This window comes from Methylobacterium sp. J-026, assembly GCF_022829585.1.
Taxonomy (GTDB): Bacteria; Pseudomonadota; Alphaproteobacteria; order Rhizobiales; family Beijerinckiaceae; genus Methylobacterium.
In genome coordinates, this window is record NZ_JAKSYC010000209.1 from 1 (window position 1) to 2,076 (window position 2,076).

A 2,076-nucleotide genomic window follows, 5' to 3' on the forward strand; every position below is an offset into this window, starting at 1 on the left:
CGACATGACCACCGCGCGGAAATCGTTGCATAGCCGCGGCTCCATGGCCTCACAGGCACGCGGACAGATCCTACGCCAGGCCTCCCGATCGACGCGCGCGGAGCGGTGTTGGTTAGACACGACGACGCTGAACGATAACCCGCAGTGCGGACAACAAACGGGCACGAAGCGCATGACAAACCCCGGGGGCGTGGAAAAACGCTCCTCGGGCGATGCTCGTTCAGCGGATTGTATTCAAAATGCGATGGGCGCGGCATCGAGCAATCTGCTTGCGAACGCATCAGCCAACTCGATGCCGACGAACTGCTCAGCGTCCGCGTTTGTCTGCCGAACACCCTCAGCACTCCCCGCGGGCACGTCGCCGCCACCGCGCGCTACACAGTAGGCGTCGCTCCGGCGCGAACGCCGAACGGCACAGGGCCGAACCACGTCGTCACGGGATCCGGCCCGTTCTATTCAGGAGCCGCGAGCGTGATGCCGGCGGTATCTGTTGCCTGCCGCCTTTGGTCCTGGCCGAGGGCAATCGCCCGTCCGGCGACAGAACGGCCGATGTCGGCGATCACGGGGGCCAGCAGGTCAGCGACCCGTGATGGCGCGGGTAGAGTTGCCCACCCCGTCTGCCGGTACCGGAAGGCGTGCCCGCGATGGAACGGACCGAGCCAGTCCACGATCCCGTCGAAGTGAGGGCCGTTCGCGACGAAGCCATGGGCGACCGCCAGATCATGCAGACGCACGAGGTCGTGGCGGACCGCCGGGTGCTTCAGCTCCCCCTCGTTCCAGCCATCTGGGACGCCCTGGCTCAGCAGGTACGCCTTCAGCGCCAGTTCAACCGCGTGAGACAGTAGGAACAGCGCCGGCGGCAGCATGTCGGGATCGCTGCCGGGCTCCTCCCGTGGATGCACGAGTAGCGCCGCCCGCCGGTAAGCCTCCGCGTCGCGGATGTAACCGACGGCCATCTCGTGCGGCGGCCGATCCGGCCGAGGCTGTGCGTCGTCACCCATCAGCCGAACCCGAGCTGCTGCGCCTTTTGCTTCAGGTAGGCCCTCGCGAGATCCTTGACGATATCGAGGGTCCAGCCGCCAATTTGAGATGCTCGGCTCTTGGTCTCTTTCCAGACATCGGGATCGCGCACGGTGTCTAAGAAGTCGTGACCTGACCATGTTAGGGCGTCGAACACCCACTCACCGCTTGCCATTGCATCGATGCTGTCACTGCTTGTAATCATTTCAACTTCGTATAGCAGGGCCATATGATAATCGACTTGATCAGGTGTGTAGCTTTCGAAAATAAGGCGCTCATCATCTGACCCAATATGCAAACGCATATGGCTTGTCTTCGGTAGGCCCTCAAGACGAAGAAGCAGCTCGCGAATTAGGTTCATGTCGCGCTTCATAGAAATCCGCTCCCCGAGTGCCCCTTGAACGCATTGGCTCGACGGATGTAGCCGACCACGGTCCGGGGATCCCTGTGGCCCGACTGATCCATGATCCGGGCGAGATCGGCCCCACGCTCGGCCGCCGTGGTGATGTAGCCAGCCCGCAGGCTGTGCGCCCCGAACGTCGTGGCGTCGAGGCCAGCGGCGGCGCAATACCGCTTGATGATGTCGGCTACGGCCTGCGTCGTGAGGCGAGGCGGCAAACCGGAAACGGTTTCCGTTTTGCGCACGTTGCCCGACCGCGACACCGGCCGGAACACCGGGCCCGAGACGATGCCAGTTGCGTCCAGCCACTCGCGCACCAGGGCTACCGGTCGGATGAACCGGCCGTGCGGGATGGCCTTTTCAAAGCCCCTGCCCTCTTGGTCGACCTTGCTTCGGCGGACCATGACGCGAATGCCCTCGGGATCCTCGCGCAGGTCCTCGACATCGAGCGCCACCAGTTCGGAGCGCCGGAACGCGCCCGCGAAGCCGAGCGCCAGCAATGCCCGATCCCGCTTGCCCGTCAGACTGTCGGGCGTCCGCATCAGGAGAGCAGCCAGGATCTCCGCGGTTGCGGCCGCCTTCTGCGTCGGGGCAACGCCTACCTTGCGCCGGGCGCCCTTCATGGCGGCGCGCACGCCTTCATCATCTGTCGGATC

General features: G+C 64.5%; 3 protein-coding genes. All 3 read right to left on the reverse strand.

Features of this window, described 5'->3' with window-relative positions:
• Positions 1–452 precede the first annotated feature (452 nt).
• A complete protein-coding gene (locus MKK69_RS18730) occupies positions 453–956 on the reverse strand; it encodes a hypothetical protein (protein WP_243970294.1) in 504 nt (167 codons plus the stop codon).
• A gap of 44 nt (positions 957–1,000) precedes the next feature.
• Positions 1,001–1,393 carry a DUF2513 domain-containing protein gene (locus MKK69_RS18735; RefSeq protein ID WP_243970297.1) on the reverse strand — a complete coding sequence of 131 codons (393 nt, stop codon included), beginning with the start codon at positions 1,391–1,393 and terminating at the stop codon, positions 1,001–1,003.
• Positions 1,390–2,076: site-specific integrase (locus MKK69_RS18740; RefSeq protein WP_243970299.1), on the reverse strand; the 687-nt coding region annotated here is incomplete at its 5' end. The genes MKK69_RS18735 and MKK69_RS18740, both read right to left, overlap by 4 nt.